This is a genomic window from Paeniglutamicibacter sp. NPDC012692, assembly GCF_042901625.1.
Lineage (GTDB): Bacteria > Actinomycetota > Actinomycetes > Actinomycetales > Micrococcaceae > Paeniglutamicibacter.
Genome location: NZ_JBIBDE010000001.1, coordinates 1 through 26873, shown reverse-complemented (window position 1 = coordinate 26873; position 26873 = coordinate 1). Strand labels below are relative to the sequence as shown.

The 26873-nt window shown below is 53.3% G+C and carries 13 protein-coding genes; 4 read left to right on the top strand and 9 right to left on the bottom strand.

Annotated features, from left to right (window positions below; all coding sequences use genetic code 11):
• Window positions 1-281: 281 nt before the first annotated feature.
• A complete protein-coding gene (locus ACFY5D_RS00065) occupies window positions 282-4703 on the top strand; it encodes a glycosyltransferase (protein WP_387523302.1) in 4422 nt (1473 codons plus the stop codon).
• 183 nt (window positions 4704-4886) lie between these two features.
• A complete protein-coding gene (locus ACFY5D_RS00060; RefSeq protein ID WP_387527495.1) occupies window positions 4887-5123 on the top strand; it encodes an ATP-binding protein in 237 nt (78 codons plus the stop codon).
• A gap of 343 nt (window positions 5124-5466) precedes the next feature.
• On the opposite strand, the gene ACFY5D_RS00055 is transcribed toward ACFY5D_RS00060, so the two are convergent.
• The 6 genes from ACFY5D_RS00055 to serA all read right to left on the bottom strand — a co-directional run bounded on the left by ACFY5D_RS00055 (window position 5467) and on the right by serA (window position 16592).
• Complete coding sequence (locus ACFY5D_RS00055) at window positions 5467-7650, bottom strand: heparinase II/III family protein (protein WP_387523300.1); 2184 nt, start codon at window positions 7648-7650, stop codon at window positions 5467-5469.
• Window positions 7651-7709: 59 nt separating this feature from the next.
• Complete coding sequence (locus ACFY5D_RS00050) at window positions 7710-11213, bottom strand: glycosyltransferase (protein WP_387523297.1); 3504 nt, start codon at window positions 11211-11213, stop codon at window positions 7710-7712.
• Window positions 11206-11871: a hypothetical protein gene (locus ACFY5D_RS00045; RefSeq protein WP_387523295.1), complete on the bottom strand. Its 666-nt coding sequence runs from the start codon at window positions 11869-11871 to the stop codon at window positions 11206-11208. The genes ACFY5D_RS00050 and ACFY5D_RS00045 overlap by 8 nt, the downstream gene beginning before the upstream one ends.
• A 233-nt stretch (window positions 11872-12104) precedes the next feature.
• Window positions 12105-13658, bottom strand: coding sequence for a methionine--tRNA ligase (metG, locus tag ACFY5D_RS00040; protein ID WP_387523292.1), 1554 nt, complete (start codon window positions 13656-13658; stop codon window positions 12105-12107).
• A gap of 46 nt (window positions 13659-13704) precedes the next feature.
• A complete protein-coding gene (locus tag ACFY5D_RS00035) occupies window positions 13705-14748 on the bottom strand; it encodes an NYN domain-containing protein (RefSeq protein ID WP_387523290.1) in 1044 nt (347 codons plus the stop codon).
• 248 nt (window positions 14749-14996) lie between these two features.
• On the bottom strand, window positions 14997-16592 hold the full coding sequence (gene serA, locus ACFY5D_RS00030) for a phosphoglycerate dehydrogenase (RefSeq protein WP_387523288.1): 1596 nt from the start codon (window positions 16590-16592) through the stop codon (window positions 14997-14999).
• 985 nt (window positions 16593-17577) lie between these two features.
• On the opposite strand from serA, the gene ACFY5D_RS00025 reads away from it, so the two are divergent.
• Together ACFY5D_RS00025 and ACFY5D_RS00020 are read left to right on the top strand one after the other, a co-directional pair.
• Window positions 17578-18597 carry a glycosyltransferase gene (locus ACFY5D_RS00025; protein WP_387523285.1) on the top strand — a complete coding sequence of 340 codons (1020 nt, stop codon included), beginning with the start codon at window positions 17578-17580 and terminating at the stop codon, window positions 18595-18597.
• 152 nt (window positions 18598-18749) lie between these two features.
• Window positions 18750-20078 (top strand): hypothetical protein, encoded by a 1329-nt coding sequence (locus ACFY5D_RS00020; RefSeq protein ID WP_387523282.1) that lies wholly within the window; start codon window positions 18750-18752, stop codon window positions 20076-20078.
• Window positions 20079-20500: 422 nt separating this feature from the next.
• Here ACFY5D_RS00020 and ACFY5D_RS00015 read toward each other — a convergent pair whose 3' ends face one another.
• The 3 genes from ACFY5D_RS00015 to ACFY5D_RS00005 form a co-directional block, all read right to left on the bottom strand.
• On the bottom strand, window positions 20501-21247 hold the full coding sequence (locus ACFY5D_RS00015) for a hypothetical protein (protein WP_387523279.1): 747 nt from the start codon (window positions 21245-21247) through the stop codon (window positions 20501-20503).
• A 1361-nt stretch (window positions 21248-22608) separates the two neighbouring features.
• Window positions 22609-24201 (bottom strand): ABC-F family ATP-binding cassette domain-containing protein, encoded by a 1593-nt coding sequence (locus ACFY5D_RS00010; RefSeq protein ID WP_387523276.1) that lies wholly within the window; start codon window positions 24199-24201, stop codon window positions 22609-22611.
• Window positions 24202-24799: 598 nt separating this feature from the next.
• On the bottom strand, window positions 24800-26374 hold the full coding sequence (locus ACFY5D_RS00005; RefSeq protein WP_387523274.1) for an SH3 domain-containing protein: 1575 nt from the start codon (window positions 26372-26374) through the stop codon (window positions 24800-24802).
• Window positions 26375-26873 lie beyond the last annotated feature (499 nt).

Sequence of the window (26873 nt, the reverse complement as noted above, 5' to 3'; positions counted from 1 at the left end):
AGCACAGAACGGCTACGGCGGACAGTCAGTGAAGTCTGTAGCGCTGGTTCGCAGTAACGAAGTAGAGCATCAGCTCGCTGGCATGCGAATCGTTGCTGATGGACATGATTAGCTGCCTTTACCAATCCGTATGGTTTCGCCAGTTCTGGTCCAGGCAACCGTGAGAGTCAGCCCTTCACCCACCGGGATCATTACCGCCATGGACTCCTTCAAACACATTTGAGAATGGCGGCTGTTAACATGACATGGTACGCAGTGGAATCTTTTGGAGGCTGGCAGCATTGGTTAATGACGAAACGGAAAAGCTTGAGGGGCATCCGTCCGGGAGAAAACTAGACCAACCAACGCATTCACTCCGAGCGGATACGGCTGACGCTCAGGTATCTCTCCACAACCGGGAACTTGGTAGTGAGTTTTCAGAATCTCGCGAATCCGTTCAGCGGCTCTTAGCCGAAACCACTTCTCTGCGCAATCGACGCAATGAACTACTCGTGCAAATCGCAACGTTAGAGCGGGAAAGAGACGAGCAATCAATTGGGCGGCGTGACGAGCATTCGCTCCGAGTCGGGCTGGAGAAGCGCTTGGCAGCTGAGCGCGCGCGGACAATTAAGTACAAGACTGCCTATGAACGGCTGAAATCCCATCCCGTAATTCGTCTTGCACGAGCGGTTACAACTCCCGTCAATAAGCTTAGTGACGCAGGCCTACGTAAGAATCTTCCACAGGCGCTATCGAGAAAGATCGCGCAGCTTGGCGGCGCCACCAGTTCACCTCTTCAGATCCCCACACGGAACCAACGGCTCCTCAATGAAATCCGAACTGCTTACCGTGTTGGTGGGAATGCCTCGAGGGCCCAGGATCTTGCGTCCAAGTTGCCGGAAAAGTTCGCACCCGCCCAGTCAGACCGAATCTTGCTCGACCAGATCGATGGTGTGCTCAGGTTGCTCGCGGCCGTTCCCACCATCCCAACGCCCCAAAGCGGGGCTGGCTACGTGGCACAGCCCGGTCGCATCATGTATTGCGCCCACAGCACCGGCGGCTTTAACAGCAATGGCTACTCGACTCGAACTGCCGGGCTGACAGAGGCGATGGCCGGCCTGGGGTGCGACATTTTCGTTGCTGCACGGCCCGGGTATCCATGGGATGCAAAGACGAATGCCGAACCAAAATCAAATTCCCGGTTCGAGAATGAGATCAATGGAGTTCGTACCGTATACAACCCTGGCACTTCTTGGTCTGGACGTGCTCTAGACCAGTACATTCATGAAGCTGCGGACATTTACGCCCGGGAGGCGATGATCAATCGCCCCTCATGGATCGTTGCCGCCTCGAACCATGTCACAGCCTTGCCTGCTCTCATTGCCGCTCGAAGGCTGGGAATCCCGTTTGCCTATGAAGTTCGTGGCCTATGGGAGATCACCGAGGCTTCTGCTAAGGAGGGCTATGCAGATAGTGAACGATTTGCACTTGCCTCAAAGCTGGAAACAGCCGTGGCCAATAATGCTGACCACGTATTCGCCATCACTTCGCAAGTAAAGGACGAGCTCGTCCAACGTGGAACTGATCCAGCTAAGATAACTTTGCTGCCCAACGCCGCTGATGTTTATGAGTTTGCTCCCCTGCCGCCAGACATGGCGCTCTCGGCCAAATACTCTATTGAAAGTGGAATCACGCTTGGCTATGCGGGCAGCGTGCTGGCCTATGAGGGCCTTGATCTCGCGCTACACGCACTGGCGGAACTAATGAGGGGCGGCGTGGCCGCAAACCTGGTCATCGTCGGTGACGGGCCTGCCTTAGCTGATTTGAAGACATTGGCAAACAAGCTAGGCGTCACTGAATCGGTCCAGTTCGTTGGGCGCGTACCTGCCAAGGATGTCCCCCGGTATGTTGAGCTCTTCGACATCGTATTGTGCCCGCGCATCAGTTCCGTAGTCACTGAAATGGTCTCCCCGCTGAAGCCGTTGGAGGCAATGGCGGCCGGCCGGCCTGTTATCGCTTCAAATGTTGCTCCGCTTGTTGATTTGCTGGGCACGGATGGTTCACGTGGCGCGCTATTCAACGCGGGCGACGCAGCGGATCTGGCTCGTACAATTCGAGAACTTGCGGATAACAAGCCGAAGCGCAAGGAGATTGGACGGACAGCACGTCGCTGGATCGTTGAGAACCGCTCATGGTCCGAGATCGCCCGACGCCAAATCGATGATTTGTTGCGGTTCTCAAAGAACCCCGATAACCCGAGCGGCAAACCACTGAGCGAAGTAACGGTCGCACTGATCTCGGATGAATTCACCCGAAGCAGTATGCAAGGCGATGTGAATCTCGTCCTGCCGACTCCGGCCAATTGGAAAGCTCTCCTTGAGGAAACCCGGATCGATCTGCTTTTCGTAGAGTCGGCGTGGGAGGGCAATGGCGGCTCGTGGACCCGCAAGGTCGGGTACTACGACGACGAAGAGTGCCGCGAACTCAGGGCTCTTGTTTCACACTGCCGGTCTGCTGGAATCCCAACGGTCTTTTGGAACAAGGAAGACCCGGTCCACTTCAACCGTTTCCGGAAAACCGCAAAGTTCTTCGACCATGTTTTCACCACCGACGCCAACTGCCTGAAGGAATACTGGGCCCACCGAGGCAGCCACCTTAAGACGCTGGCGTCGCTGCCCTTCTGGGCTCAGCCAGGCATTCACAATCCGCTGCCATCTGGCGACGAGAAGCAGCACACCGTCGCCTATGGCGGGACCTATTATGGCGACCGCTTTGAAAAGCGGTCCAAGGAACTTGTAACACTCCTTGATACTGCCGTTCCGCAGGGCCTGACCATTTATGACCGGCAGTTCAACAATCCAGACTCACCCTATCTCTTCCCCGAGCACCTGCAGCGGTACGTACAAGGCGGCTTGCCATACACGGGGATGCTGAAGGCTTACAAGAACCACCCCGTACACATCAACGTTAATTCGGTATCGAACTCCCCCACTATGTTCTCCCGGCGTGTATTTGAGCTGGCAGCCTGCGGCACACCCGTACTTTCCGGCCCAGGCCTTGAAATCGGCGGACTCTTTGGGACAGCAATTCCTTCGTCATTGACAGAAGAATCCACCGAAGAACTTGTCTCGCGTTGGATGACCGATGAGCGCACACGAATCGATGCAGCGTGGACGGCCTTCCGCACCGTATACCGCTCGCACTTATCAATTCACCGTCTGGCCTACGTAATGCGTGTTGCAGGGCTGTCTGTCACCATTCCGAAGTTGCCCGACTACATATTGCAGCTGGAACAGCTCAATGAGCAATTGGCCATTCAGGTCCTGGGCCAAAGCCACTTGCCATCCGCGGTCGTCGCAGTAAAGGGCTCAACCCCTGAAGCAACCGCGCTCATGGCGAGGCATGGAATCGAGGTGTTGGAATCCACACCGGCCGAACCAAGCCGATTCATTGGCAGCCTCGGGGATTCCTTAAAGGATCCGTTTGCCGCCGAAGACCTGGCAACGGCATTGCACTACACCGGAGCACAAACGGCCACAGTTGTCGTCGGCGAGCCAGACGGAAAAACTCAATCGCTGTGGCAGCTCGGCTGGCCCACACACTCATCGGCAACAATGGCGAAGGGCTCTGGCAAGAATGGATCCTGCGTTTCCATTCGACGGATGCCGAACGAGGTTCAAATAGAAAATGGCCCTAATGAATCCATCGATATGGATGTCCTTGAACCCTTAACGATATTGGTGGCCGGACACGACCTGAAATTCGCCACCGGCATCATGAAGGAACTCGAAGCCGCAGGACACACCGTTGTCGTGGACCACTGGACTGGCCACGCTCAGCATGACCCGAATGAAAGTCTTGTGCTCCTCGAAGACGCGGACGTCATCTTCTGTGAATGGTCGCTTGGCAACCTTGCTTGGTACTCGCGCCATAAGCGACCTGGGCAACGCCTGATCTCAAGGTTCCACTTGCAGGAACTCTTCACCACGTATCCAGCCCAAACCGATTTCGACAAGGTCGATCAAATCGTATTTGTTGGCGAGTTCATCAGGCGCGTGGCCATTCGCAAGTTTGGCATTCCGGAATCACTGACCTCAGTTATTTCAAACGCTGTGGACCTCGAGGCGCTTGACCTGCCCAAGACTGCTGACGCTCGCTTCAACATTGGTCTGGTCGGAATCGTTCCCGAACGAAAGGGATTGGATGTCGCCCTTGATCTTCTGGCAACGCTACGGGCCACTGATGATCGTTACAAGTTGTTCATTAAGGGACGCCGTCCGGAGGACTACCCGTGGATGGCTGCCCGGCCTGCGGAAATGGCTTTTTATGCAGAGCAGTATGAACGAATCCAAAATGATCCGTTGCTCCGTGGAGCGGTGACCTTTGATGGGCATGGAAATGATATGGCCGAGTGGTATCGCAAAATTGGTGTTGCACTCTCGGTTAGTGACTTTGAATCGTTCCACTACACCCTTGCCGATGGGGCCGCGTCGGGTGCAGTACCAGTGAGCTTGGCTTGGGCAGGTGCAGAGTTCATTTATCCGGAATCGTGGCTTTCAAGCTCAGTTGCAGGGCTTGCCAAGCGGATATTGCAGACAACCGGACAAGAAAATGAGTTTGCTAACGAAGGGGCTGATGCAGTGAAATTTGCTCGCCATGAATTCTCTTATGCCAAGACCCTCGGTTCTTTGATGGAAATACTCATCAGCGCAGATCCAAAATAAGTTGATTCCAAGTTGTTGGTAGATAGCCCGCTTTCGGACCAAATCACCCTTTTCCAGCCACTTCTGCGAACTGCCAGATAGCGTCTGAAGGTACTGCTGTTCTGACGATTTAGTTGTGTAACCTCGTCACTTCGTGGACACCGAATCCTATGACTTCGTGGGCATCGGGTCTCAAGGCTTCGAATACCCGGCGGGGACACTACCAAGTCGCCGGAACACCACTACCAAGAGGCGCTATTCAGCACCTGGGGCGAGATCCTCGGGGACACCACCGTCGCTGCGGCGATGCTCGACAGGTTGCTGCACCGGTCCGTGGTGCTGAACCTCGACGGGGAATCCTACCGGCTGCGCAACCACCACGAGGCGGCCGAACAGCTCAGAAAGGCCACTACCGGGACCCCGACAAACCTGCTAACTTAGCTCACGCGAGCTGGGGAATTCCGGTGAGCGAAACCGGGGAGAATCCCTGAGCGCCGTCAGCATCCACAGCGGGATCGGTTGACGCCCCGGGGCGGGGTTTCTCCGGGGCGGCGGGCAGCACGCAGGAAGCATTAGGATGGTTCGCTGACAGGGTCTTTCTGGAGGTTTTTCTTAGTCGATAACCATTCAAAAAGCCCCTGCCGTCTATCCACGCCACGGCACGCCGAACGCTGCGGGAAACCACCCGCCGGATTATTAGTTCAAAGACCCTCCGCCACGCTCAAATCCCAAGAGCCATCAAACCGGGCACGGTTCACTATAGGGTTCTGGATTTTATTCATTGTCAAATAACCTCAAACGCGGAAAGTGTCAACGTTAACGCGTGATTGAAATTGTGCACAAAAACTAACGAATAGCTTTCAACACAAGTGCCATAACTTGTACCAATAACACTTGTATCTTCATCAACATCTCCGAGGCCAAAAACAATTAATGGCTCGACAGAGGAACTAATCAGCAATCCATATTGCGACTCTTCATGCGTCAAAATAGTTCCCTCAATACACGCGCGTGGAGAAACCCCTTCAGCTAGATGAAACACGGTTCGACCTTCGAGCGCATCTCTCATGGATTCAACGAGAGAAACAGAATCCGTAATTGTTAAAGATAATTCATCTACAGAACCAAGCACTTCACGACGGACTAAATAATCCTGATAAGCAATGCTCTCACCTGTAAAAATAAACCTGCTTCCATTGTGACAACCATCCATTGATACAAGACCTGGATTTATGGAGGGCTGAAGACCTCGGAGAACAATGGAATTATGAGCCCAAGGCCCGCGCAAATATGCCGGGATATTGTCCTCATATTCATGGGAGTAAAAACTCGGATCAACCAGCCATTCCAACCCATCGAAAAAGAGTGTAATCGACAAATTGTCAGCATGTTTGTGTGTGCTAGAAAGCGATGTCGCCAAGAAGCTGAGCATGAAAGGCTTACCCATATGATTTCCCTTGGCCACACCATATCCGGCGATTGGTAGAATGGTCGCGTGGGGATCGCTGTAAGGTGTACGTCCGTGAAGCGCGACTACCGGCGGATTTGCGACATGGAAAGTGTCCCCTTGCGACGGTTGCCTTCGATCAGGATACCGAAAATACTGAGACCAAAGATTCAGCTCCACAGCAAGCTGTGAAGTACTATTCGCCCCGCCCGCAAGTTGAATCATTTCGCCTGCAAGAGCTACAAGCCTCTGAACGACCTGATGGTAACCGATGGAATTCTCAACAAAGATAGCATAACCAGCATCTCGGACAATTAGATTCGAGAACTGTAGCTGAATTCGATCCTCTGCTTTCTGAATCCAGCGTAAGCCTTCCGCTCTATCTGTATCCGCCAATCCGGCGGCAAGAAGAGCGATGTCTTGGAACCAGGCATGATTGTGGAATCTTGAATTCTGATTCGCTGCGTAGAATGAATCCGATTCCAAAAGTTGTGCATGGCTTCTAATCGCCTCGTCAAGTTGCGCAAGGAAACGAGCATCGCCACCTTTTCGGTCAAAACTCCCCCGGATTAGAAGTAAAGTGATCAACCGCTCTGCCGTTCCATGGTCGTACCATGCATAACGCAAATCTGAAGATCTCTCATAATAATTATCGCGAAGCCAGGACGTGACGAGATCTCGAGCCGAACAAAGAGCAGCGTCAGAACCAGAACTTTCGGCAAAGACGGCCATATATGCCGCTGGATACAGCGAATTCCAGATATATCTAAATGTCGGATTTTCTTCAATACCAGTGGGCATTGAGTTGGCTAGATCCCATTCAAGTACTATACTTCCATGAATCGGAAATCCGCCGCTTTTCAAGAATGTTTCAACTTGAGATTCCAACTCGCTATTTGTATTCCGAAGGAAAATTAACAAGCATCGCCAAAGTTCATCGCTCGGAACGAAAGCAGCGTTAACGGATTCATCCCTCAGAAATCTATCTGCCGCAAACCATTTACAGGCAGTCTTTATGGAAATTGTTGCACCATCTATCGATGGCTTGCCTTTTACATAAAGACGCAAATTCGGAATATCTTCTGGTAGCAATACTTCGTAGTGGTTCTGTATCAAGTACGCCAATTCATTGACGGAATAGCTGCAGTCTTGCCACGTTCCTTGAAGGACGTGCGTGATCTTGATATGACGAAATTTCCCATCGGCTGCTGAATACCCAATGGCAAGATAGGAAATCGAATCCCAACCGTCCAAGCGATAGGTGCACGTCAACCCATTTGCTAATTCTTCAAAATCATCAAAACTGACACGTAGTTCATATATTCCCGTGGGGCCAGAGAAATTCATATATGCGGCCGATGGGTCACAAATCAATTTCCCGTTACCGGAAAGATTATGTGCACCAAATGAGTGAATTCCTACAGAAGCATCCCCAATGCCATCGGCAACAATATATCCGCTGACTACCGCATTACGGCCGAGAAGCTCCCGATCAATTCGGGATACTAAATTATCCAGCATTCAGTCGCCCCGTTCGGACAGTCGCCTGGTATGGGAAAACAATGCACAATTCGTATCTTCTAACGTCCAGAAATTGAAATCGGGCCACCACTGATCAGAGCGACTTCAACCCCAATCGTCTGTTCAAATGCACTTTGTCGACGTACCCTCTCGGCCGCAGCCTTTGACATCTTCCCAAATAGCTCAGGATCCTCCCAAAGTGCAATGATTCCAAGAGCCATATCTTCACTGCTCTCGCCATCTGCTAGCACGCCACACGTCGTATCAACGAACTCCGGAATGGCTGTCACGGACGTAGTCACTGGGACAAGTCCTGAGGACATTGCTTCGTCACGGGAAACACCTTGGGAATCCATTCGTGTAGGAGTGAGGAATACTCCATAATCCTTGTGGTGACCTGCGATTTCCGGTTGACTCAAGAATTTTCGTTCGACTTTGACATTTTCAAGTCCCTGTAGAGGGGCCAGGACCTCGTCGAATAGAGCACCGTCGCCAAGGAAATGAAAGACTGAACTATTAAACATGGGGTGTTCCTTAAGGAGAAGAACAGTCTCAACACTAAGGTCATTTGCATATTTTCTAGATGCAAATGGTCGAATGCTTAAAATCCGAAATCTTTGATCTGCAGGTTTTGTTTCATATTTAAAAATTTCAGTATCAATAAAATTGTGAATAATTGAATATTGCCACTCGTCAAGGCGTATCCCGATATCTTCGCTGACTTCCTCGAAGAAATATTTCGACACAAACACGTAATGCAGATTGGGGTGCTTGTACGGAAAAACTGATCGCCAGAAGTCAATACGCATATCACTAATGAACTTAGCCTTATCGCGCTCGTTTTCATTAGCGTAGTTAAACTCACGACGATACCAAGGCTGAATCTCCGCACCATGAACCCAAACAATTATCTTTGTCAGGGAAATATAGTCATTCAACACTGCCCACATTGCGGTGTCCAAAAAATGCACTAATATCGAATCAAAGTTATTTGATTCGATTAGGCGCCTAAGTTCTGCAGAACCGCCAATTTGAACATCAACATTATCAAAAGTATAAGACTCGGCTTTCGCTCTAGGATTGAAGGCAAAAACTGATGCGTCAACACCGCTCGCCTGGTAACGGCGGACTCTTGAATGAACAAAGCCGTTTCGGTAGAGTGCTGACGGCGAAGGATAAACATTTGTTAGTACGAGATGACGACTAACACTAAGCTCTGGCGTAGTTGTCTCTCTGGAATGAATTTCCTCAAATGCAATTCCAAGTATGTCTGCGGTACCCGAACCTTGCACCCTGATTCCCAAATGAATATGCGTGGAGTCGTCGGGTATAATTAATTTGTGATTTTGGTTTACGCTTAGAATCTCATTGCCAATTCGATTTCTTGATTCATCGAAATAGAGAACTACTAGAGACGACATTAGGCCTAATGTCATTACCGCATGGATTGCCCCGTCATTGTTTCCATGGGCCAAGAAGCTCTCTACTGTAAGCATCGAATCCGCATAAACATACATGTGAGATTCAGTATCAAGCATTGAGGTAAGACGCGCTCCGGAATCAATACTCGCAGTGCTCAAATTAGTGTTGACTTCTCTTCGGGAGAACATTTCCTGGATCTGTCGACTGTTCAAACCCCTAGAAAATGAAGTGATTGGTTCGACTTGTGGAATCTGCTCAGCGGCAGTGAGCAGCCGGCTCATTGAAATTCCGGTGTTTAGACTTTGACCCCAGTCGTCAACTTCTTTGAAATCCTCATTGATTTCGCTGTAGTCAAATGAAGGAATCACTAGATACTCACCGCCTGCAATGCGGTCCTGTCTGTCTTCGCACCGCCACACCCTGTGGCCAGCCAAAGCGTCCGTACGGCACACTGCCCTGGAGACTACTGCGCTGGATATCGAGGAAAAGGCAGACCTAAGCCCATATTTGTCGTCTGGATTGGGACAACGCACAACGGCTTCATGTTCCCCGAAACTAAACATATAGATGGAATTGCTTAGAAATTCCGTATCATACCGGGCGCTAGGGTCAAAGATGGTAACAAATTCAGAATCAACCAATTGGTCAATGGTTTGACCGCTCTGTTCAAATATGATTCGTGTACTGGTATCAATTTTCACCGTGTCGTGCCTGGTCAATCCCGAAGCGACGATGACGAGTTTCTTGTTCACCCATTTCTGAGATTCAAACATACTCTGCAAACGCTCTGCTTCGAGTTTTGACGAAGCATGACCGATTACGGTGATCGTCGGGATTCTTTTGACTGGTGGGGTGACCCAAATCTTGCTGGCCATGTATTCAAGGCGGTCAGCTGTAGTGTGCTCATGCAGAGCCTTCTGAAGCGCGACATACCTAACAAATGCAGAGTATGCATTCATGGCAGTGCTACCGGACTCATCAATCAATGCTTTAACGCTGCTGCGAATGTCCGGCTCGTAGTCACTTGATGTAACAAGGTCTCCGAACATTAGGCGTAACCCGCGAGAGTAGTTACTAATTACATGAGTATTAGACAGAATTAGATCAAATATACGACGAGCAAACATTGATTGTGATTGCTTTACTGAATTCATATTTATTCCAAAATCGTACCCTTTGTACGATTTATCAATTTCTGAATATGGCAACTTTCCTTTAATGTACTTTTTGTAACGTTCAGGAAAAGTAAATTCAGGCTTATTTTCTCCGAAATTTCGATCATAAATGGTAGTATCCATTAGACCATCTAAGGCATTAGTAATACTGTCGAAGTCACGTGAGCGCTCGGGATAGCGGTTGTAGTAGGCGCCGGCAAAACTTGCACCAGATTTTCGATCTATGGAATTGACGGGGGAATGCAGTCCTGGCTGGCAGAAGAATGGCATAAGGTAAACATTATTGTGGCCTAGGCTCATCTTGTATCTTTCGATTGAACCTATGTCGGTCGTAAAAACATAGTCGAAAAGTGTCGCAGTGGATAAGAACGAATTGTAATGAACCGGGTCCTCTTTATTCCAAAAGACCGTCGGAACATTGTTCTTTTTGCTCCACCGCAACAATTCTTGAAGCTCAGGGGAGATACGATGAATTTTACCAGCCCAGCTGCCACCGTTGCCTTGCCAGGCCGATTCGACAATTATCAAATTTGGCTGGAATTCGATGAACTCCGACTGCCAAGTTTCGAGTTTAGGAAGGTTGAGAATACAAGCACTTGCAAATGCAGATCCAGTGAATTCGTCCATGATTCCAGCGATTCGCAGTTCTGAAATGTCATTGGCCTGAACCTGACGTGATCCCAAATCTAGCGAAGTTCCATCGATATACTCGGTGTTTTCGGTCAAGCGCTTCTTTGAACTCTTGATCACGAGGCCAAGTGCTTCCAAGTCAATCGACAAGTCTTGATTCTGCTTGGTCAGTAACTCAATTTCACTAACGAGCCGGCTCTCGACTTTTTCCTGCTCTGCTTGTGTACGATTTAGTTGGTCCTTGATGCGTCCAATTTCCATACGCAATACAGAATTTCGTTCGGACGCCTCTAGTTCAGAAAGCAAATTTTCTCGTGAAATTTCATTACTATTCATCGTGCACTTCTCTCGACTTTTTCACTTCAATGGCGAGCATTGGGAGTTTCCACAACAGCGAAATAAACCCCATAAGTGATTTACTTTCCTTAGTGATAAGTGTTCCGATTTGAAAGCTAACACTATTACTCATTGATGTAAAATTGCGTTCGTAGTTGTCGACTTCTGAAATGCAACTAGCTATCCGCTTTGAGGCCGCAGAAATATCTTTTTCTGCCTTATTCAGCTTGCGCGCATATAGTCCGCGGCTAATGGTCAATTCTTTAACGTTTTCGATAAACTTGTCATTTTTGAGGTTCGAGGCGGCGAGTTCAGCAGTTAGATTCTGATTACGAATCATCATGCTTCTCCACTCGTCGATTACTTCTTCGACAGTGAGATCCAATTCCTGTCGTAAGATTTGAGTCGTCCTATTTTCTGAGGCATCAGACAGTCGTTGAGACAGTTCAAGGGCATCTCTCTGCGCACGAAGGGTGCCCTCTTGGGTCCCTTGCAAAGAGTTTATTTGAGACAAAAGTCTATCTACCTGAGACTCGAGTTCGGCATTGCGCAATTGAATGCGCTGTAGGTCCTCTGTTTGAGCGTTTAGCTGATGTAAGAGTGTTACTTCTTGAACTCTGCTGTGCTTAGGTGTAGTGCTTTCGTCGTAATCTGTCATCGTTTGGATCCCCATATATTTCTATATTCTCAAGTTTGATGTTTCGTTGTCTACTCGAAGATTCAGTTTGATACGTGCGATGTTTGATCGATTTAGCCCAACTCCGTTTGCGTTTAATCTTGTGCCACATGCACAAATTAGCCATAAGATTTAGTCGATAAGTATGCAATCCATAGAAATCATATCCGTTGTGATCTTAATCTGGTTTACGTTCAATGTTGCCGTCCAGGCGCTTAGTTGGCTGGCGCTTCGTACTTCGGGAAGATGGGTACGGGTGCCGGCAGCTCCGTGGAGGCCTTAAGCTCGATGTCAAAAGCACCAAACTCCCGCGCTGACCCCTCGGCCTGTCCCAGCACCTCGAGCAACGCGGCGGCAGCTGTCGGCATTACCGGCTGGACCAGAAGCGCCACACGGCGAACCACTTCTAAGGTCACGTACAGGACAGTTTCCATGCGCTCTACATCCGTCTTGCGCAGAACCCACGGTGCCTGGTCTGCAAAGTAGGCGTTCGTGTCTCCCAAGACGGTCCAGATGGCTTCGAGGGCCCTACTGAATTCCTGGCGCGAATAGGAGTCACGGCAGATATCGAGGAGCTTGCCTGCTTCGGCCAAGATCTTTTGGTCGGCTTCCGAGAATGCGCCCGGAGTGGGAACCACTCCCCCGCAGTTCTTCGCCACCATGGACAGCGAGCGCTGTGCCAGATTGCCCAGATTGTTTGCAAGGTCCGAATTCATACGGGCCACGATGACTTCATGGTTGTAGCTGCCATCGGCGCCAAACGGAACCTCACGCAGGAAGAAGTAGCGGACCTGATCCAAACCGTACTGCGAAATGAAATCGGTGGGTGAAACAACGTTGCCCAGGGACTTGGACATCTTCACGCCGTTGTTGTGAAGGAAGCCGTGGATCATCACTCGCTTGGGCAACGGCAGCTTCGCCGACATCAGGAAGGCGGGCCAGTAAATCGCGTGGAAGCGGGAAATGTCCTTGCCGATCACGTGGACGTCTGCGGGCCAGTACTTCTTGAAGGAATCTGACTCGACGTCGGGGAACCCCGTGCCGGTCAGGTAGTTTGTCAGCGCGTCGACCCACACGTACATGACGTGGTCCTTGTTGCCCGGGACCGGAACACCCCAGTCAAAGGTCGTGCGTGAAATCGACAGGTCCTCCAGACCGCGCTCAACAAAGCGGATGACTTCATTGAAGCGCGAGTGGGGCGCGCCGAAATCGGGCTGAGACTTGTAAAGCTCAAGCAGCTTGTCTTGGTAAGCGGAGAGCTTGAAGAAGTACGATTCCTCTTCGGTCCAGGTGACCTCGGTGTCTGTTTCCTTGGAGTATCGAACTCCGTCCTCACGGACTTCGGTATCCTCCTCGGCGTGGAAGGCTTCGTCGCGCACCGAGTACCAGCCTGCGTACTTGTCCAGGTAGATGTCGCCGTTCGCCTCCATGCGCTTCCAGATGGCCTGGGCAGCGGCATAGTGGTCGGAGTCGGTTGTGCGGATGAAGCGATCGTAGCTGATGCCCAGCTCGTCGTTCATGGCCTGGAAGGCATCAGAATTCCGCTGGGCCAGCTCGCGCGGGGTGATCCCTTGCTTCTCCGCTGTCTGCAACATCTTTTGGCCGTGCTCGTCGGTACCGGTCATGAAGAACACGTCGAAGCCGTCGAGGCGCTTGAAACGAGCCATGGCGTCAGTCGCGATTACCTCGTAGGCATGCCCGATGTGTGGCACGCCGTTCGGGTAGGAGATGGCGGTGGTGATATAAAACGGAGTCTGCTCAGAAGTCACCTTAGAAATCTACCGTAGTTTGGCAGTAATCTGCCCATCGGAATCGCTATGTGAGCTGATCGAGTTGGTCCCAAAAAGCAATGCGCAGTGCCCTGCGGACTTCCTGCAGGTCGGTCTTCCACTCGCCGATACGCTGGGCGCAATCTTTGAGCAGCACACGGTCGATTTCCGCAGGCAACAGCGGTCGATCTGCAATCAAGTCCTTGAGCTCCGCTTGCGTGGTGCTGGCGTGCCAGTTCCGCGCGACGCTGGCACCGACTTCCTCGGCCACGTCCATGTCCGAAGGGTCATGGGACGTGCCGGTTGCGAATCCCGAGCTCTGCTGTGTTGAGCTGTAGACCAGTTGATAATCGGGCGGCGTTGACATCGCCATGGGCTGAGCCTTGGGGCGGGATTGCAGCAGCGCCGGTGAGGGCGGCTTCGGGACTCCCGGCTTTGGCGCGGCGCGCAATTCTTCCGCTTCGTCTCCGGCGCCTTTGGCTTGGGTGCCTGCGCTCGCAATAGCGGCAGATTGGGCCGCATGTTCCGGATCCCAAGTCACGGCCTTCATGAAGGATGAGGCAATGAGTTCTTCGGGCAGGGTGATAATGCTGTCCACCCGTAGCGCCAAGTGTTCAGCAACCGAAGCGACGCCCAAGCGGTGATCCGCCTTCTCCACGCCGATAAGCACCACCTTCATGCCCAAGTCCTGGGCTTCTTCGACGGCCTCGGCCAAGTCATCATCGCCAGATACGAGGAACGCCACCGAAGCGGCACGATTTCGGGCAATCCCGACCAGGTCAAGAGCTAGTTTCAGGTCTACGCCTTTTTGCTCGCCGTTGAAGGAAATACGCCCCAAACGAACCTTGACGCCGGGTAGTAGGCCAATGCGTTTGTGCTGGTCGGTGAAGATGGCGTCCTTCGCGGCGTCGTACCAATAGACGCGAAGGTTCTCCAAGCCGGAAAAATCCTTGGCTGTCTTAAGGATTCCTTCAATCAGGGCCTCGTAGTTCACGGTGAAGGCTGCGCGCAGAGTTGTCCCAGAGGTTCGGTGCCCGCCGATAGCCAGTAGAAAGCTTGCGTCCACGAAAATAGCGCTCTGTGACATCATGCCTTGATCCTATGCTCTTCGGCAGTTGAGTTGGGGAAACGCGCGGATCACCTCATGTCTACACAGGGAGTTCCCAGTAAACCGCGGGGCAGGCCAACACTCCGCGCTTCATAGGCTCTATTACCGTCTGGCCGGATAGCACTCATAGACAAAACGTGCCCCGCACGCCGCCACAACTACTCACGGGACGTCGTTCCCTGAAAGTCCTGGCAGATGCGAGGCACGCTATGCGCTAATGGTTGACTCGTTTAGCGTTCGAGGTTGATTTCGCGTGCCACGGTGGCGCCGATTGCCGCACCGACGATGTCGAGCACTCCGGCCGGCAGCGCCGAATCAACTGCAAGTACGGCCAGGGCTTCTCCACGTTCTTCCTTGCGAGCCACCTGCATTCCAGCAATGTTGACGCCCTGCTCGCCGAAGACGTTGCCCAGGGTGCCGATGACACCCGGACGGTCTGCATAGCCCAAAACGATCATGTGATCGGTGACGGGAATTTCGATTTCGTAACCGTTGATGCCTACGAGCTTTTCAATCTGCTTCTGACCGGTCAGGGTACCGGCAACGGAAAGCTGGGCACCTTCCGAGGATGCGCCTTTGATGGTGAGGAGGTTGCGGTACTCAGGGGAATCCGGGCTTGTGAGCAAGCGTGTTGCCACGCCACGCTGTTCGGCGAGCACCGGAGCGTTGACATAGGAGACCTGATCCGAAACCACGTCCATGAAAACACCCTTGAGAGCTGAAAGCTCGAGGGCCTTCACATCCAGGGAAGCGATTTCACCGGCAACCACAACGTCTATGCTGGTCAACGAACCAACGGTCAATGCGTTGAAGATTCGTCCCAGCTTTTCAATCAGCGGGATGCCCGGGCGAACGTTTTCATCGATGACGCCACCCGCTACGTTGACCGCGTCAGGCACGAGCTCGCCGGCCAATGCCAGGCGTACGGACTTTGCAACCGAAACCCCGGCCTTTTCTTGGGCTTCATCGGTCGATGCTCCGAGGTGCGGGGTGACAGTGACATTCTCGAATTCAAAGAACGGCAAATCGACGCTTGGTTCCTTGACGAAAACGTCAATACCAGCGCCAGCGATCTGTTCATTCTTCAATGCAGTGTAAAGGGCGTCTTGATCAACGAGGCCACCGCGGGCAACATTGATGACGTAAGCCGACTTCTTCATTTTCGCAAACGCGTCCGCGCCCAGCATGCCCAGGGTTTCCGGTGTCTTTGGCATGTGGATGGTGATGAAGTCAGACTGGGCCAACAACTCATCCAGGCTAACCAAGGTGACACCAAGCTGCTGCGCGCGGGCAGGGGTGATGTATGGGTCATAGGCGAGGATGTCCATGCCGAAGCCCTGAAGCCGGGCGGCAACCAAGGCACCAATGCGGCCAAGACCGATGATTCCGGCCTTCTTCTCGAACAGCTCGATACCGGTGTAAGAGCTACGCTTCCAGGCGCCGCCCTTCAACGAAGCGTTTGCCGCGGGGATCCGACGCGCCAGCGATACGATGTGCCCCACCGTCAGTTCGGCAGCGGAGATGATGTTGGAGGTCGGGGCGTTTACGACCATGACGCCAGCCTGAGTAGCGGCCTTGATGTCAACATTGTCCAAGCCGACACCGGCGCGGGCAATGACCTTGAGGTTCTTGGCAACGGCAATGGCCTCGGCATCCACTTGGGTTGCCGAACGCACGAGGATTGCATCAACGTCAGCAATGGCTGCCAACAGCTGGGAGCGGTCCGCACCGTCGGTCTGGCGAATTTCGAAATCGGGACCCAGGGCCGCAACGGTTGCGGGCGAGAGTTCTTCGGCCAAAAGGACGACTGGCTTTTTTACAGACACGGGGGTGGCACCTTTGCTATTTCAGTGGGCTGGATGCTTGGCCCGAACGACAGCCGGACCAGATGCCAGATTATCGCCCACCGCGTCATAGTCCGGGGTTCACTGCAGGATGTTACGAACCCAAAGGTTCGCGTTGTGAACTTCTTCACATGAAATTGAAATTGCGGTGCGTTCATGGCCGGGAAAAGCAGCAAAGACTCAGTAGGCGTTGTTGTCCTTCCCGTCAGGCATGGGCCTAAAATCTTAGCCAATGCACATCACCCGGGCGAAGTTCGTTGACGGGAACCTCATGGACGTTAGCGCTGGATTGCGGGGACCCGTAGTCGCGAAATATTTTTCTTAGGCAGTCCCCAACCATAGGACAATAGATAAATGCCTCGGCCGCACGCCAAGTAGCCAACTACCAATCCCACTATGAGTTGATGCCATTCACTATTGGCCCGCTGTGGGGGGGTACTGACACGCCACCGTTACTGGAAACCAACTCGACGCATGAGCTCCATCGCAATTTCGAGAGTCATCTAAATCGTCAGAACTGTAGATTTCGGTAGCCGCCGAGAGCCTACTGCGCCAGCTGCATGCCTGGGTTTCGAGAGCGGCTCTGCCCGGAAACAATGTCCCGGCCACCAATAGCCCGAGCTCAACGGAGCACCCGTCAACTGTTGTCGTTTGGGAATCGCCGAAGCATTCCAACCACAAACTGTTCTCGGACAGCCTGCGAGTCGCGAGGCGTGCCCCGGCACATGCCCTGACGAAGAGTCAAGGTCCCTGTCATCACTACGAATGGCATCGTACAGGCCGAAAGTCGGTGCGATCCCGTGCCAAAATACTCAACTGTCCTGCATACGCCACATGCTCAATCCAAGTGGTAGGCATCGAAGCCAGAACCCCTAATTGGATCGCATGTCGTCGACATGGATAATATCTACAGGTGCCTCCGTAAAATGCGGCACAGTTTTGCATGCCCAATTAACAGTCCTTGGGTATGACTATTTGGAAAATGGGGAAGATATTGTCCGATAACGATCGGTACGAAGCGCACCGGATCGCAGCAATCGTACCTTGCTATAACGAAGAGCAAACGGTAGCGAAGGTTGTACGTGACCTCAAGGCCGCCGTCCCAAGCATGGAAGTCTACGTTTACGACAACAACAGTAGCGATGAAACGGTCCGCGTTGCTCGTGAAGCAGGCGCTATCGTCCGGTCTGAAACCCGCAAGGGTAAGGGCAATGTTATCCGACGGGCCTTCGCCGATATCGATGCGGATATCTACGTGACCATCGACGGGGACGACACCTATGAAGCTGCGGATCTGCCCCGCATGATCGACACGCTTCTCGCAGGCCCGTACGACCATGTGCTTGGTGTTCGTGAGGACAGCAGCGAGACGGGATCGTACCGACCGGGCCACGAGATGGGCAACCGGATGTTCAATAGACTCGTTAGCTTCCTGTTCCATTCGCAGGTATCCGATATGCTGTCCGGCTACCGTGTTTTCTCGCGTCGATTTGTCAAGTCTTTCCCTGCAATCTCAAAGGAATTTGAGATTGAAACAGAGCTTACCGTCCACATGATGGCTCTTCGCCTTCCTCAGGTGGAGGAAAAAGTGGGGTTCCGGGATCGACCCGCTGGAAGCGAAAGCAAGCTCAACACGTACTCCGACGGACTGAAGATCCTCAACGTTATCTTCCAGCTGGTCCGCAACGAACGACCAAACTTGTTCCATGGCGTTGTCACCATCCTCGCCTGTGCACTCTCGCTGATCTTGGGGTTGCCTGTCGTATTCGAATTCTTCGAAACGGGACTTGTTCCGCGCCTTCCGACTGCAATCCTTTCGGCCGCTTTGATGGGTATGGCCGTGTTGGTGAGTTCAGTGGGCGTTCTATTGAGTGGGGTGAGAAGGGCACGTCGGGAAGCTGCGCGCCTGGCCTATCTACGCTTGGACCCTCCGGCCCACGTTCCCGCTGAAGACACCATGCTCTACAGAAATGTGCCCAGCTCGTGAAGGCCAGGTCCAACGTAGACAGCGTCTCAAACCCGATCGAAACGGAGCATGGGGTTCCATGGTCGCGAAATGACTATATTTGGATCTCGGTCGTAGCGGTATTTGCGCTACTGGGAAGCGTGTTCATGTGGGCTGCAAACAAGCCAGGCCGCATGAGCAATGATTCCAGTTTTCAGCTACAGCAAGTACTCGGGAATATCCCACTTAATGACTGGCACCCGGCCATCATGACGGAGACCTGGCGCCTGCTCTACACGGTAACCGGGCAAATTGGTGCAATGGCTCTGGTCCAGATTCTTCTGGCATTCCTCGCTGGAACCCTCTTTTCCATCTATCTTCACGATTTGACACGCCGATGGTCTGTTTCTATTTTGGGCATCGGAATAGTGTTCTTGCCATATGTCATTACTTTCCTCGGCGTTATGTGGAAAGACGTCCAGATGATGATTGCACTTTTCATCGGCGTTGCCTTGACCCTTCTGGCTGACAGGGCTCGAAAATTCCGTGCCCCTCTATTGACGGCAGCTTTCCTCTTCTTGCTCTACGGAGTACTGGTTAGAAAGAACGCAGTATTCGCCATCCTCCCGTTGGTGATCTTGCTGTTTGTCGTTTGGCGCAACCACTCGCGGTTCAAGCCTTGGTTGACTGCGTCGAGGAAACGCCGGTTCCTCGGTCCAATAGCCGCGATTGCCATCTTCGGTATCGTGACTTTGCTATCAGGCGCTGCATTTACGGCAGTTGCAAAACCCGAACCTGCCGGACAACTGTCACAAGTTTTTCTGGATGACGTCATCTTCACCATGTCGGCCGATAGAATCCGAAGTTCCGAAGCCCCAGAAGAGTTGAAATCTAAACTCATAGCCGCCCAAAGAGACTGTGAGTCGAAGGGGATTATCTGGGATGCATATTGGAAATGCTATGGAAGGGGCGCGACCGGGAAACCTTTCGAACCAATTGCCATGCAAACCGAGCTTCGAAACCTTTGGCTCCAAGAGGTCGTAACAAGCCCTGTGAGTTACGTTGCATATCGTACGCAGACTTTTGCTCGGTTCCTCTTTGACACTGGAAGCGTGTACCGCCCGTCCCAGAACATCGAATCCGTACCTGCCGAATATCAAGTAAACGCTGGCAAAGCTGACAGTGTCCTTACCGACTACGTTCTCAAGTTCGGCTACAAGACGTTCCCTTGGCTCTTCTCTGCTTGGTTCTGGTTGGTTGCTTCCATTGCAGCCATCACTTTTGGTTGGCGCGCAAATTATCTCCGCGTTCAAATTGTGGCGCTTGCAAGCTCAGCTGCGTTGTACCTGGTCGGTTACTTCCCGATAGTCCCGGCTTCTGACTACCGGTACTCCTACTGGGCGGCAGTGGCCACAAGTATGGCCGTTGTCATGATTGTTGCGGATCGATTCTTGGCCTCCAAGCGATCACTGCAGGATGGGGAAGTGGCAGAAAGGCAAGTTTCGAAAATTGCTTCAAATTGAGTAGATTCCTATTGGTAGCCGTGCCGCTGCCCAAGACCGGTACAAATACGGATCTACGAAACCGACTTGGATAGTACCTTTGACTCTGACTCCCGCTGTCAGAATATTTGACGCTGGACTCGCGCATTTATCCGAGCCGAACGTTGAGTAACAAATGATGCAGCCGCTAACTGAGAATGGATGTTCCTAAGCAGCAGTTTCTCAGTTTCAACGGACCGTGAAGCCCTGTCAAGGCTTGCGCACTGTCCGTCTGCTTGCTGGACTTACGTTATCTCTGGGATTTGCCCCGGAACCGTAAAGGTTCCGGGGCAAATCCGTGTCTCCGGCAGGAAAGCTTTAGTCGCCAAAAGGTCGATGAAAAGTCCTTGGACCCTTCAACGGATGCGGCCCCTACCAAATCCATTGACCGAATCGTGGGCACCTCATTCGGCGAATCGGTATAGTCGAGAGACCCTTCGGCCGGCACTGTCACGCTCGGTCGGCAAGAGTCCGACTTGAACTCGCGTACTTCCTCCGCTCATCGGATCGGCTTCGACTTTGATGCCTTCGGCTTCGATGAGACTGATGGAGGGGCCAGTCAGGACATAGGTTCGAACATGAGCGATAAGTCCGGTGTTGGTCCAGGTGTAGCGGTACACCGTGGGCGGCTGGCCTGAATAGCCGCCAAAAACATAGAGGTTCTTTGTGTTCGTTCCCACACCGTTGATATCAAAGCCTTGAAAGGAATTGTTCGGGGTAACCGGCTCCACGAATTGCGACACCAGAAGGCTCTTGGCTTTTTCAATCGAAAGCTTTTGGCCCGGCGCCTTTTTCATGAGTGCCTTGAGCTTGGCCGTATTGTAGATGCCGTAATAGGTGGTCGAACGCAGTCCGCCGAGCTGAACCCGAATCGCTATCCGATTGCTTCCGTCGGCCAATGCCACTGCACTGCGTACCGCGGGACCGGAATTCCCCGGGGCAACGGCCGCAAGGTTTGTCAGCGTGCCGACTCGGCGATATCTCGCTTTCGTGGAGCCCTCGGGTGCCTTGATGTACTCGACGAGTGAAACCTCCCGCGAATGGTAGAACGGCGGTGTCTCCCCGGACCCGCTCCCTAGCCACGCATAGATTCGGCCATTTTCCGTATACACCTCAAGTGATTCGCCATGTCCATAGCCCGGCAGCTTCACACTGTCACGCTGTGTGCAATTTCCCGAAGCAGTGCGCGAACACCTTGAGAGCAAAGTGTCCGCGCCCGACGGCTGCACGAAAAAGACATCTCCACCGGATCCGTAGTCGAACGTTTGAATCACCCTGTCTGAGACAGGTGGACCGAACCGAAGGGACCTATCAGGCGTCAATGTACGCGAAGATGCGGGACTTGCCGTATTTCCAGGTGCGCTCGACGCTACGAACAAAAGCACCAAGATCGCAGAAGTGACCCTCATTCTCAACTTTTTCATCAGTCTTCTCCCCAAGAGAAATACCGAACCGAAGAGGGCCCCAGGCTATTAAGACCCCAAGTTCAAACAGGCTAACGTCGTGTATAACACACACCAATGCGCGACAACAACAGACTTATCGACAAATCATTATGGGTCGCCGATATGAACAGCGGATCCGCGAGGCGACGAAGGACATCAGGGTCCCAGGGGAAACGCTTCAAACCGACGAAAATCAGACGACATTCAAATCCTGCTCACTCATTCGAATCGCCTCGGCCGGCCTTGACCTCACCGAGAATAACCGGGGTAATCCGGCGATCGGGCGGAATCACCGATACCGGGGTCCTTGCCCCCGTTTTCCCCTAGTTGTCGTTTGGAGGCGCCCTGCATTAGCCCAGCGAACCGCGCTGGAAGCAAGCAATAAGCCACACGGTTCCCCAACAACGACGCATCAACGCCAAGCACCTGGGATGAGATTCAGGACTGCTAACACCGGATTCCCGGACCCCGCCCGCCCGTGTGGATACGACGTCGCCATCGGAAATGCACACGCTGTACGGAACCGTTTCTTGCGCAGACTATTCCGCGAATCGGTATAGTCTGAAGAATTTGCGCCCTGTGCTGTCGAGATTTGTGGGGTTAGGACTGGGCGCGACTTGAGGATACGCTACCCGGATTCGTGGAATTAGATTTGGTGGGTCCGGAGTGCTGGAACACCAGCTGACGGCGCCGCTTCGCCCTCACCGTCCTTCTCGCCACGTGAAGGTCGAACCGTTCGAGAAAAATCAAGGCCAAGAGACGGGTACCTATCCCCTGAAATGAGCCACCTCGTCTTTCAGTTCCGCGCCATCGACAGTGGCCAGGACGACTGCTGCGAGCTCGCCAACCGCGAACTCAAACGCTGCTGCGAAAAACGGCTGCCTTGGGGATTCTCACGGTCTGTCAGAGGCAGGGCAGTCAGGATCATCGGGTTCCATCAAACCACCCTGGCCAGGAATCCCCTACCCACTATCAGCGAAAGCTTGTGTCAGGCTGGAACCCCGCAGTACCGCCAGCATGGAATAGCAGGCAGTACACACGGCGCCGGCGCAATCGCGGATCGGGGTTTACGCCCCGCGAACCGCGATTTCCCCCGACTTTGCGCCCTCGGCGCCGAAGACCAGGTGCCGCGTGGCGATTTTCTCGGTGAAGAACCTGTCGTGGCTGACCACGACGACCGCGCCGGGGAAATGCAGCAACGCGCGTTCCATCACTTGGGTGCTGGACATGTCCAGGTGGTTGGTCGGCTCATCGAGGATCAGCACCGAGGCACCCGAAAGCAGGCACATGGCCATGGCCACGCGTGAGCGCTGACCGCCCGAAAGGTTGCCGATGCGGTTCTTCAGGTCTGCCTCGGAGAACTGGAACATGGACAGGAAACGGTTAACGGATTTCTTGGTCGCGGAGAATGCAAGCGAGTTCGGCATCGCGTTGACCGCATGGGTCACCGTGTCTTCCGGGTCCAGATCTTCAAGGACCTGGTTGTAGGAGACAACCGCGGCGCCCTTGGTCCACGTGATGTAACCGGCGTCCTGCTTTTCCAGTTCGGTCAGGACGCGTAGCAGTGTCGACTTGCCGCTGCCGTTGGATCCGAGAATGACCAGGCGGTTGCCGCGGCGGACCTCGAAGCTGAGGTCGTTGAACAGTGTTTTCTCTCCGTAGGACTTGCTCAGCCCCTCAACGCGGCACAGGGTGTCCTTGATATGCAGGCCGCCGTAGATTTCGGTGATGATCTTGTCCACCGGGCGCGGGGCACGGGACTTCTTGATCTTGGAGAGTTTGCTGTCCAGTCCCTTGCTGGCGGCCTTGGCTGCTTCGCGACGATCGGAGATGCCTTCGGCCTCGAACGCAAGAAGCTCTGACTCGTGTACAAACTGGGATTCGAGGGTCTTGAGCTTGAATTGCTTGGCAACCACATACTCGGCGAAGTTGCCGGGGTACTCGTGCAGGTGGAAGTTCTCCACCTCGATGATCCGGGTCACCACAGAGTCGAGGAACTTGCGGTCGTGCGAGACGATGATCGCGGCGCCCTTGAAGGACTTGAACCAGTTCTCCAGCCATTCAACGCCTGCAACATCCAGGTAGTTGGTCGGCTCGTCGAGCAACAAGACGTCAGGATCCTCCAGCAGGATTTTGGCCAATGCCGCCCGGTTGCGCCAGCCGCCGGAAAGCGAGTCAATGGAACAAACACGGTGCGCTTCATCAAACCCCAGGGTCGTGAGCACGGTGTCGATGGAACGTTGGTAGTCCCAACCATCCAGTCGATCCATCGATTCAAAAAGCTCGGACTGGCGGTGGATCAGCCGGTCCATCTCATCGGCGTTCGGGTTCGCCGCAATGGCCAGGTCAATGGATGCCAACTCGACTTCGATGTCCTTGACCTCTACGAACAATTCGTCGAGCACCTCTGAAATGGTCGACGATCCGTTGAGCTCGGAGAACTGCGAGAAGTAACCGATCTTCGTTCCCAACTCCACGGCAACTGTTCCGGTATCCGGTTCGACCTGATCCAGGACGAGCTTCAGCAATGTCGATTTGCCCGAGCCATTCTTGCCAATGAGACCGACACGATCCCCTGCCTCAAGTTTGAAGAAGGCCTCACGCAGGATCTGGTTGTTTTCAAATCGCACGCTGACATCGTTTAGCCGGATCAGGCTCATGGGGTTGGGTCCTATCGAGAAGGTCGTTGGCAACACGCAAGGCTGCTTTGAAGAGTGCACGTTCCCGTAAGAGTCCGTCCGGTGTTGATGGGCAAATCACGGAGCCCAAACACCACCATCAATTCTACTGGCCGCGACGCCACACGTAGATCGCCGGCCGACGAGACACACACCCCCATCGGTCCGGCCTGGATAGTTCGATGGTTCCACCGGTACGTTCTGTGGCTTGTGTTCTACGGCGGCAAAGCCGCCCGGGCACCTCAAGCTGACACAATGGATCACCGGGCCGGGCATGATGCCGGTCTTGGCGGGGACTCGGACCCGATGACACACGTGAACAAGGAGGTGCGCCGAGGCCAACAGTGATTTCACCAGCTCACGAGACAGCTCGGCCCATGATGCCCTCGTCTGGAAATACTTGGAGCATCTGTCGGCTCAAGACGTCGAATCGATAATGCTGCACGCCGAAGCCAAAGTTGAGAGCATCGCCCATGGACGGTTGCTAGCTGGCAGCCCGATCACCCAGAAGGTTCGCAGCCGACTGGTTCAGAGCGCAATTCTGCGTGAAATCAATCTCCGCGCCGGCTAGAATCCACATCTATTTGTACAGCGGTGCGCGGCTCCCCGAATTCCCATAGGTCTCCACGTGGATGTGGTCCATGTGCAAAGTGGTGTCGTTCCAGTTGCCGGAAAATTGCTGCCCGTATTTGCCGGATTTTGAGTACTCTTCCCAACCTCTAGCAGGACCGAGCCAGATCTTGTCCTGCCATATCAAGTAGGAAATGCCAAGCGACGAACGGTTATTGATCAGGAACTGGGCCATCTCATTTCCCTTGGCGACATTAATCGGATTCCGGTAATCCTTGATCATGATGTCAGCGGCTTTGCCGGCACTGTGTCCCACCGAGCCCGGGCGAATACCGCCGATTGATGAAATCCAGCTTGAGTAGCGGACCCGAACTGCGTTCATAACCGCCAAGGTGTCGGGTTGCAGGGTGGCAATCATTGTCTTTGAGAGCAGTGCTTCGCTCATCCAGCCGATGCCCTTGCTGGAAATAACCCGGGCCCAGCCATTCTTCGATTCAAGGAAAGTGACTTTTTCGCCCGCTGGGACAACGTCAAGCACCTCATACGCAGTCGAGTTCCCCGCACGCAAGTTGATGTTGCCACTGGCCCAGCGGTATTGGACTTCAACGGGCTTGTTTTCGACTTCCGAAAGATACTGTTCGCTCACCCAGCCGGCCCCCTTGCTGGTTTTCACGTTTGCCCAGCCGTCGGCGGAGCGAGCCTGGAGCACCTTTTCGCCGGCCGGAATGACCCCTTGGCTCTTGAAGTTTGTTCCAGCGGCGATGCGAACGTTGACAGCATTGGTGGTCCATCTCGGGGTGCTGTAGTTCAGCGTCGGGGGCAGTGGCGTGGGCGGTTTGGGGGACGTTGGCTTGATGTCGGGCGCCGACGGCTTGATGGCTTTGGTGGATAGGTACTTCGACGGCACCCATCCAACGCCAACGGCAGTCTTAACCTGCTGCCAGGAGCCCGAAGTACGAAGCCATTCGACTCTGGTATTGGATGGCAATGTGGTCACGCTCTTGCTCGAGGCGCTCGCTTTCACAAATGCCTTATGCTTGCCGTTGACCCAGCGATTGACAACGGAAGGATTGAGGCGGGACAACGAGCTTGCGGGAACGAAACCCGTCTTGCCTGAGGCCTTGACCTTGACCCAATTGCCGCTCATGCCGATTACCTCGACTTTCGTGCGACGATGCACCGAAATGGTGGCACTTGACGAGTTTGAAGCCTTGGACCTCAGCGTGGTGTAGCCCTTGGTGTAGTTGTAAACCTTGGCCTTGTCCGCCGAAACTTTCGTCAGGTAGTCTCCCGAGACCCAGCCGGTTTTCGACTTGTAGGTCACCTGATGCCAGATTCCACTGACTTTCAGGACGCTGAGTGTGGTGTCTTTCGGAACTAGCGCCAACGATGCTGAAGAGGTACTGGCGCTCTTGCGTAAGTTTAGATTCGCGGTTGTCTTTTTGACCGCTTTTGCTGGCGCTAACTTGACGTTCGTATTCGTCGAAAAAACCGGGACCGGCAATTGCGCCGCAGATACAACTGTAGGTCCACCTATTAGTGAAACGGCAAGGGCCAGCACTACTCCGATGTGCTTACGCGTCATCCAAGGGCTCCTGACAAGGTGTTTGCGGCGAGCGGACAGATCCTTAGAGTATCTAATAACTTTTGTTCATGGGTAGAAATCCTGAAACATTCTCTTCACCATCGCAAAAAATCCCAGATTGGTTGCAAAAGGTACCGATTATCCAGCCCCTTTATCGGCCCCAGATACGGCAAGGATGCGCCGCAACCGGGCAAACTCTCGGTCTTTTTTGGTTTCCGGCTGGATCAGCCACGGTTGGCACCATTCATCAGGCGGAAATCTATGCTCGGCACCCCGCGATTCAATGGGGCAGCCATGGGAGCCTCCGGAGATTCGCTCCGCCACACCGCTTGCAATCGACCCGGATGCAAAAAGGGCGAAGACTGGTAACGTACGTCACAGTGCCTGAAGGTTGAAGTTGTCATCTAGATGATTGATTCCAAGGGGTGACAGCGCAGACAAGGGTGTCCAGACTCGAATTACTACCCGTATCGACCTTGGACGGTTCCGATGGACAACG

Coding starts and splice junctions, on each gene's coding strand:
- ACFY5D_RS00055 (WP_387523300.1), bottom strand. CDS start 7,650: ATGCTGGATAATTTAGTATCCCGAATTGATCGGGAGCTTCTCGGCCGT.
- ACFY5D_RS00050 (WP_387523297.1), bottom strand. CDS start 11,213: ATGAATAGTAATGAAATTTCACGAGAAAATTTGCTTTCTGAACTAGAG.
- ACFY5D_RS00045 (WP_387523295.1), bottom strand. CDS start 11,871: ATGACAGATTACGACGAAAGCACTACACCTAAGCACAGCAGAGTTCAA.
- ACFY5D_RS00035 (WP_387523290.1), bottom strand. CDS start 14,748: ATGATGTCACAGAGCGCTATTTTCGTGGACGCAAGCTTTCTACTGGCT.
- ACFY5D_RS00025 (WP_387523285.1), top strand. CDS start 17,578: ATGACTATTTGGAAAATGGGGAAGATATTGTCCGATAACGATCGGTAC.
- ACFY5D_RS00020 (WP_387523282.1), top strand. CDS start 18,750: ATGAGCAATGATTCCAGTTTTCAGCTACAGCAAGTACTCGGGAATATC.
- ACFY5D_RS00010 (WP_387523276.1), bottom strand. CDS start 24,201: ATGAGCCTGATCCGGCTAAACGATGTCAGCGTGCGATTTGAAAACAAC.
- ACFY5D_RS00005 (WP_387523274.1), bottom strand. CDS start 26,374: ATGACGCGTAAGCACATCGGAGTAGTGCTGGCCCTTGCCGTTTCACTA.